Origin of the sequence: Nostoc sp. JL31 (assembly GCF_017114965.1) — a bacterium.
GTDB classification, from domain to species: Bacteria; Cyanobacteriota; Cyanobacteriia; order Cyanobacteriales; family Nostocaceae; genus Nostoc; species Nostoc punctiforme_A.
This window is the reverse complement of record NZ_JABXKO010000019.1, coordinates 1-7,008: the sequence shown is the minus strand read 5'-3', so window position 1 is coordinate 7,008 and position 7,008 is coordinate 1. Positions and strand designations below refer to the sequence as shown.

Genomic DNA, 7,008 nt, shown 5'->3' with positions numbered 1-7,008 from the left:
AAGATTTGCCTGCACTGCCTCCTGCTATTTTTTAGTTCTATCGAACTCACGTTAATTTAAAAGTGTGCGAACTTCTTTGATTCGCAAATCTTTTGGGTTGATTGCTGGCGGAGTTACAGCTTGCTTTGTTGGTTGAACTCTAGGCTGTTGATTGTCTTTGCGGGGTCTAATATTATTCTGTGCTTGTTCAGCCTTTTTAGGAGTAGTTGCGCCTTCAGCATCATCATCTTCATCTGCTGTGACTGATAAAATTGCACAGACTGCGTATCGACGGGCATAGGTCAAAGCTGCACCCAATTTCTGGGAATCACTAATCTCAGGTAAGGGATAGGTGCTTGTGATACTCTCCCCAGATTCATGAAAAATATGAGTCCGTAGCACGGTTTTACCTTCAAAGATTTCGGTAGTTTGGATTATTACTAATCCATGTTTACTGAGTCCGGAAGTGACAGCATCCAATACAGCATCTAGTGTTGCATATTTGCGTTTATAGTGAGGATTAGTACCGTCTTTTTGAATGGGGTTAAACTCTGCCTTTGCTTTAATTAAAGCTTTGATTAGTTCTTGCATTATTCAATTCCAAACTTTTACCAATCACTTTCGTTAATATCACCAGACATTTTTTTGTTAGATTTGGCTTTATTTATCTGAAACTCTGAGGCTTTTAACACAGGCATTGCCGCAAGTTTGACCGAACTTTTAGCTTGATGATAGAGGAATTGGGTTATCCCATCAGCGTCTTCCCCATCTTCGACTTGTGCCCAGAGAGAACAACCCAGTTCTAATGATTCATAGTCGCCGAGATTAAATTTTCTAGAGTAACTACCAGTTTTTATTTATACCTATTGTCTCAAGTATGTGATTTTGAGACATCCGGTACTCTTTCGTTTCAACAATCCTAATGGCATCAAATCGATAGTTGCCGATGTACAACTCAACGGCTTGGGCGGCTGCAAAGTCTTTCTTAGCCATAATCGCTTTCTCCACAAGAATTTCATCAATCCCTCGCGGAGCGTTTGTATGGTAGATTGCACTTCCCTTGGTGTTATCATCGCTGCCCAAAGTTATTTGAATCAGTATTTAGTTAAGATAGTCAACGCCAGTAAGGGGTAAGAGTTAACACTCAAAGGATGAAGGTAAAAATTCAATACCGATTAGCTTATTAATTTTTTAAAAGTAAAAAAGACCCAGGCATTTAATCTGGGTCTTTGAGGTTAGCAATCATCCCAAGATTTCAATCACAGCCGCTAGAATAGCTGGGGCTTTGTCTGAAACCGGAATGAATACCCGCTTGCACCAGTTGATGATCTCGGTGAAACATCCAACAGCTAAGAGTCGCTCTGCAAGTGAGATAGCATTAACCAGCTCTATGCGAGGTTCTGCGGCAATATAAGAACGCCGTAAAGTTACGCCACCCGGTAACTGCTGGGAATAGCCTTCGTTTAGCACTAAAGAGACTAACTCCTGTGGGCTTAACAGCTTGTCCTTGAGTCCGAGTTGTTCAGCCACCGACTGGATATCCTGAGCGTTAACCATCCGACCGAGTATCTTTTGTCCATCGCTGGTTTGTAACCTGAAGACTCGGCTACTGTGCTGCGGCAAGATTTTCCAAATGGGCAACAAAATACCGATGACTAAGTGCAGGTAATCGGTTGTGAACTTGGGCAGTGCGTCCACTTCAGTAGACCACCCTGTGACGAACGCATCGACACAAACGGCTTTCCAAGTGGAAGATTCTAAATCCTTGACTGGTATACGGGTTTCTTTTTGGGGACGGACAAGTAACACTCTTGGTACAACACTACCATCAGCGTCGTAGATACTATGTGTCGGAATTTACACAGCAGCATTACCAGACTTGGAGTTGATCATGAGCAGTCCAAGATATTGAGTGGCGAACTCTAACATCTCTTCAGCAGTTTTAATGTTGTTCTTCTGGGTGCGTTGTACTTTCAAGTAATTGGTGACGCTACCTGTGGCAGGGTGGGTGTACACAGCTTCCTGGCTCTCAACAGTAAACCGTTCAGCCCGTAAAGTCTCTACACCCATCTCCAGCCACGATCGCTGCTTCAATCTGCTGGCTCAAGAGTAATTCAAACCTCTCGAAAATCACGTTTTGCATATCAATTCGTAGAGCCAGTAGTCGGTTGAGGAATTGACGCAGTGGATCGCAAGCCATTAAAATCGCTATAACCATTGTATATTAAGCATTTTAGATTTTCGGATAAGTCTAATTGTCTAATATGATACCTGCACACTGTCGTCCTTTACCAGCACCCGTCCCATCACCAAGGAACCAGCCACGGCGAAATCTAACAGCGTTTTCTGAGCTATTTGCTGCTACAGTCACATTATCAAGAGAATCATCCACAATATAAGACCCAGACAGAAATTCACAGTGGGCAAAACCAGCGTAAATAACGCTCTCAAGCTGTGCCTCTGACAACAAGCCTTGTGCAATAATATTGCTAGGAAGATGCGGTTTATAAGTTGGTGCTGGTGGCGAAACAAGTGCTAGGGCTGCACTTTCGCACAGTAGGGATGGATGAGGTAAAGCGTCCTTGATTCGGATTCGCTGTGGGCGATATGTTTCATATAAAGTATCTTTCAAACCCTCACTAGCCGTCCACTCGATAACCTCATACTCCAGCACTACTACGTCGTCTGCAAGAAAAGAAACTGTTTCTGGTTGTGCAACTGTAGTACGTTTTAGCAATTGAACAACTTTTGCGATCGCAGCAGCTTTGATATCTAAGCGTTCCCACGAAGATCGCTGTGGCAACTGCTGAACCAGTGCCAGTATTTCAGGCAGATTTAAAGTTTCAGTAATGCAAGGAATTTTGTTGGAGTCAGCCGGGACTTTATCAATTACCGTAATCCGGGTTTCCATCGTCGTCCCGTGTTTCGAGTACACCTTGCCGTTGACCCCAACAGACAGTAGAACTCGCGCAAAATCCTGCCACTTAAGGAAAGTCTCTCGCCAGCTTGGGTTAGCCGGAGAGAACCAATTGGCTGTGATTGTTACCAATCGTCCACCGTTAGCCAGTCTTTGCAATGCCGAGTTGATGTGGCTCTTTGTTGCGTCGGGATTGCGACTGTTGATTTTGGGAGATGCGGAGAAAGGTGGATTCATCAGAACAACCGAAGGCTGAGTCTTGCCAGCTAAATAATCGTTGATTTGTTCGGCGTTCACCCCAAATAGTGGAGTGCCGGGAAACAATCGCCGCAGAATCTTCGATCTATCGGGTGCAAGCTCGTTGAGCATCAGACTTGCACCCCTAAGTTTAGCCATTTGTGCTAATAAACCAGTTCCGGCACTTGGCTCCAGAATCAAATCATCAGCATTTATAAATGCTGCTTTGGCTACCAGATAAGCCAATGGTAACGGTGTCGAGAATTGCTGAAGCTGTACTGACTCTTCACTGCGCCGTGTTTGCGTTGGGCAGAGGGCTACTAACTTCTCCAATTCCAATAATACTGTTAGCGGCGACTCTAATAAACGCTTGTAACCTTTTTGACGCAGATATAATATTTGCGCCGCTTCCACTGCCTCGTAAGCATCCTTCCACTGCCATGCGCCCTCTGCTGCCGTGCCGTGAAAGTGGCGATTCATCTGGGCTTGGATTGTCCTGGTGGAGATAGTCCGTTGCTCGATCAGTGATTTGGTGAGTTCTTGAGCAACGTTGAGGATTGATTGCCCATAATCCAGAACTGTTTCTAGGTCAAACAGAGTTCCTTGCGTGGCTATAAGGCTGACCATATCTATTATATAGAATACATCACTTTCGCTTTGGCGTAGCCGTTTGAGCTAAGACGGGTTAGGTAGGAGTAGTCGGAGTCTGGGCAAAGGGATTATAACTGCTGGCGTGGGAACAGAATGGTGAGGGGATTGTGGTTCTAAAGTCCAGGGGTCGGAAATCTTCTCAAATGCGATCGCCCAAAACCAGGCTTCGTCCATTGCTCCTGCTTCCACAGCAAAATATATTGCCATTGGAATCGTTTGCGTTTGTCCTGGGATATTGCCCGCCAGCATCAACGTGGCACCAAATTCACCCAAAGCACGGGCAAAGGCGAGAGTTGTAGCCGCTACAATTCCGGGCAGTGCTAGAGGTAGACTGATGCGCCAGAAGATTGCCACTTCCGTTGCACCAAGAGTTCTGGCTACCCGCAAGAGATTGGTGTCAATCTGTTCAAACGCTCCCAATGCAGTTTTATACATTAATGGGAAGGAAACAATTGTAGCTGCGATCGCTGTGATTTTTCAGTAAGTCCTTGCGAGTCCCATCAACTAACAAACCTTTTTTCTGTAAAGCATCTATCTGTTTAGTTGCAGCTGAGATAAAAACGTCAACTCCTGCACCCTGTTCAATCTGTTGTTGCAAAGCGCCTGATGAACCAAAGTTGTAGCTCAGAGAAACATTTGGCTTTTCCTTACTGTAGAGAGGTTTGATTTCGTCCATCGCATCTCTGAGGCTAGCAGCTGCTGATATCGTCAAATTTGCTGTTTGGGCTGCTGGGCTAGGAGTTGAGGATGAGTTAGGTGTAGTCGTTTGACTACAGCCGACGATTAGTAAAAATGAGATAAATACCCAACTGACAAAAGTCAGCATTCGTTTATTATTCATTTGCAGTCTCTCAAGCATTTTTTCTTAATTAATTCATAATTTACCAATCTAGCGGACTAGTAACCAAAAAAACTGGTAAAAAATTACAGATTACCACTTAGAACTGACTGTTATCAATAACTGTGCCGATACTGACTAAAATTTTGCCAGCTTTTTACCATATAAGTTGGTAAAAAGCTGAAAATCTGGTAATAATAATGCATCGGGTGTTTTTTAGTACCAACTATTTCAGGAATCAAGTTGGTCTAATAGTATTTGAGGTGTGAGGTTAATGTCTGGTTTTTTACATAATTCATTGTTGATTGCTCCAATCTTATTAGTAGTTAGTCTGGTGAATGCTCAAGGTGCATCAGCTATTCCAGCAGATATGCAGACTACTCAGTCTCCGGCAAAAGAAGGTGTGGTTGCTCAAACAGATAATCAAGCTGTTTTGACTGCACCTATCGGCGTTACTTCATCTGACCAGAGCCAGCAGTTCAATGATCGCAGCAGCAAAAATCCGAACTCAGTCATGAGTCAGGTTACTTCAGTCTCTCAACTATCTGATGTGCAACCTACAGATTGGGCATTCCAGGCTTTACAATCTTTAGTTGAGCGCTACGGTTGTATAGCTGGATATCCTAATGGCAGCTTCCAAGGAAATCGGGCAATGACTCGTTATGAGTTTGCCGCAGGTCTTAACGCTTGTCTGAATCGGGTTAATGAATTGATTGCTACTAGTACAGCAGAGTTAGTCACAAAAGAAGACTTAGAAACCTTGCGAAAATTGCAAGAAGAATTCGCTGATGGACTAGTTGAAATACGGGGACGGATAGATGGGTTGGAAGCTCGTAATGCAAACCTGGAAAATCAACAATTTTCAACTACTACCAAGTTAAATGCAGAAATAATTTTCTCTGTTGGGAGTGTGTTTGGTGGGGATAGAGCGCTAGATTCCGATCGCTGGAGAAGAATTGAAGCAGCTCCTGCGGGTACAGCTAGAGAGGCTGCAAGAGCTAACGAGTATACAGCATCGGGTGGACGAAGGCTTCAGGACAACGCGATTTTCAGCGATCGCATCCGCTTGAATCTAATTAGTAGTTTCACTGGCAAAGACCAGTTGTTTACCCGTTTAGAAGCGAATAACACCACAGCCTTTAGTGGGGCAGTCACAGGTACAAACATGACCCGTGTATCGTGGGACGGGAACAACGACAACAACATTGTACTGGGCAAATTATATTATCGCTTCCCGGTAGGTGACAAAATCAATGTCATTGTTGATGCTATTGGTGGGGAATTCTACGACAACTTCAACACTATTAACCCTTTGCTGTCCTCAACCCCGATTGGATCTCTTTCGCGGTTTGGTCGATTCTCCCCTATTTACCGCGCCAGTAATACGGGTTCTGCTAGTAATACAGGTTCAGGGGTCAGCGCCATCTTTAAATTGAGCGACGCGATTACTTTATCTGGGGGTTATCTTGCTAGAAGAGCTAACGATCCTAGTGCTGGTGCAGGGCTATTTGACGGTAGTTATGGTGCTTTAGCTCAATTAGCATTCCAGCCAAACCAAAACTTAACTTTTGCTTTGAGCTATGCACACTCTTACTTTACTGGTAGTAATAATGATGTTTCCGTTTCGGGGGCTTATGGTAGCGCTTTCGCTAATACCCCATTTGGTGCTGGTGTTGCCACTTCAGCCAATCATTATGGGATAGAAACCAGCTATCGTTTCAACCCCCAATTAGTACTTTCTGGTTAGGTTGGGTATAGTCAAGCGATCGCAGAGGTTAGTTCTGGTGCAAATGTTAATAGAGGTGATAAGGCAGACATCTGGAACTGGGCGGTCACTTTAGCTCTCCCTGATTTAGGCAAAAAGGGTAACTTGGGAGGTTTAATCTTTGGTCAACCACCCAAGGTGACGAGTAATGACTTTGGCCCTGCTGTACTTACTGCTACTAGTAATCTTCGTGAAGATAGCGATACATCTTTCCATTTAGAAGGACTATATCGCTACCAAGTGAATAACAATATCTCAATTACACCAGGCTTGATTGTGATATTTAACCCAGAGCAGAACAGCAATAATGACACTATCTATACAGGAGTTGTTCGTATTACATTCCGATTCTAGATAAATTTGCATTAAAAAGACGGCAGTCGTTATAACAGGGAGACAGTCTGCTAGGTGGCTTTGCTAACTTGTTAATACAATGCCTTTCCAAATTGTGGAAACTGCCGTTGCAGAAGGAAATATGAATTTTTACCCAAATATTGTTCTGAAATGTAGCAAGATCCTGTGCCACTTCCCTACGGGACGCTACGCAAACGTGAAAGCTATGCGTAGCTTTATAAGCGGATCGCCACAACTTATCTACTCATTTCGAGCTATTCTGTAGCA

Annotated in this window: 8 protein-coding genes and 2 pseudogenes; 1 reads left to right on the top strand and 9 read right to left on the bottom strand. The window is 43.9% G+C overall.

Features of this window, described 5'->3' with window-relative positions:
• Nucleotides 1–51: 51 nt before the first annotated feature.
• From HWQ43_RS03305 to modA, 9 genes and pseudogenes are all read right to left on the bottom strand, one after another.
• Nucleotides 52–570 carry an ERF family protein gene (locus HWQ43_RS03305; protein WP_292730193.1) on the bottom strand — a complete coding sequence of 173 codons (519 nt, stop codon included), beginning with the start codon at nt 568–570 and terminating at the stop codon, nt 52–54.
• 17 nt (nt 571–587) lie between these two features.
• Nucleotides 588–836 carry a hypothetical protein gene (locus HWQ43_RS03300; RefSeq protein ID WP_292730196.1) on the bottom strand — a complete coding sequence of 83 codons (249 nt, stop codon included), beginning with the start codon at nt 834–836 and terminating at the stop codon, nt 588–590.
• Nucleotides 823–972 carry a hypothetical protein gene (locus tag HWQ43_RS03295; RefSeq protein ID WP_292730191.1) on the bottom strand — a complete coding sequence of 50 codons (150 nt, stop codon included), beginning with the start codon at nt 970–972 and terminating at the stop codon, nt 823–825. The genes HWQ43_RS03300 and HWQ43_RS03295 overlap by 14 nt, the downstream gene beginning before the upstream one ends.
• A 249-nt stretch (nt 973–1,221) precedes the next feature.
• On the bottom strand, nt 1,222–1,788 hold the full coding sequence (locus tag HWQ43_RS03290) for a hypothetical protein (RefSeq protein ID WP_292730188.1): 567 nt from the start codon (nt 1,786–1,788) through the stop codon (nt 1,222–1,224).
• Nucleotides 1,789–1,836: 48 nt separating this feature from the next.
• Nucleotides 1,837–2,049 (bottom strand): hypothetical protein, encoded by a 213-nt coding sequence (locus HWQ43_RS03285; protein WP_292730185.1) that lies wholly within the window; start codon nt 2,047–2,049, stop codon nt 1,837–1,839.
• Nucleotides 2,024–2,197 carry a strawberry notch C-terminal domain-containing protein gene (locus HWQ43_RS03280; RefSeq protein ID WP_292730182.1) on the bottom strand — a complete coding sequence of 58 codons (174 nt, stop codon included), beginning with the start codon at nt 2,195–2,197 and terminating at the stop codon, nt 2,024–2,026. Before HWQ43_RS03280 ends, HWQ43_RS03285 begins: the two co-directional genes overlap by 26 nt.
• 33 nt (nt 2,198–2,230) lie before the next feature.
• The gene (locus HWQ43_RS03275; protein WP_292730180.1) at nt 2,231–3,760 is read right to left on the bottom strand and encodes a strawberry notch-like NTP hydrolase domain-containing protein; all 1,530 of its coding nucleotides are present in this window, start codon (nt 3,758–3,760) and stop codon (nt 2,231–2,233) included.
• A gap of 168 nt (nt 3,761–3,928) precedes the next feature.
• A pseudogene (locus HWQ43_RS03270) lies at nt 3,929–4,252 on the bottom strand (ABC transporter permease subunit); the annotation flags it as partial.
• Nucleotides 4,212–4,610 (bottom strand): molybdate ABC transporter substrate-binding protein, encoded by a 399-nt coding sequence (gene modA, locus HWQ43_RS33700; RefSeq protein WP_366932774.1) that lies wholly within the window; start codon nt 4,608–4,610, stop codon nt 4,212–4,214. The gene modA and the pseudogene HWQ43_RS03270, both read right to left, overlap by 41 nt.
• A 286-nt stretch (nt 4,611–4,896) precedes the next feature.
• On the opposite strand from modA, the pseudogene HWQ43_RS03260 reads away from it, so the two are divergent.
• A pseudogene (locus HWQ43_RS03260) lies at nt 4,897–6,741 on the top strand (iron uptake porin).
• Nucleotides 6,742–7,008: the final 267 nt, after the last annotated feature.

Bases quoted from the DNA above. Each gene is read 5' to 3' on its own strand.
- HWQ43_RS03305 (WP_292730193.1), bottom strand. From the start codon at position 570: ATGCAAGAACTAATCAAAGCTTTAATTAAAGCAAAGGCAGAGTTTAAC.
- HWQ43_RS03295 (WP_292730191.1), bottom strand. From the start codon at position 972: ATGGCTAAGAAAGACTTTGCAGCCGCCCAAGCCGTTGAGTTGTACATC.
- HWQ43_RS03285 (WP_292730185.1), bottom strand. From the start codon at position 2,049: ATGGGTGTAGAGACTTTACGGGCTGAACGGTTTACTGTTGAGAGCCAG.
- HWQ43_RS03280 (WP_292730182.1), bottom strand. From the start codon at position 2,197: ATGGTTATAGCGATTTTAATGGCTTGCGATCCACTGCGTCAATTCCTC.
- HWQ43_RS03275 (WP_292730180.1), bottom strand. From the start codon at position 3,760: ATGGTCAGCCTTATAGCCACGCAAGGAACTCTGTTTGACCTAGAAACA.
- modA (WP_366932774.1), bottom strand. From the start codon at position 4,610: ATGCTGACTTTTGTCAGTTGGGTATTTATCTCATTTTTACTAATCGTC.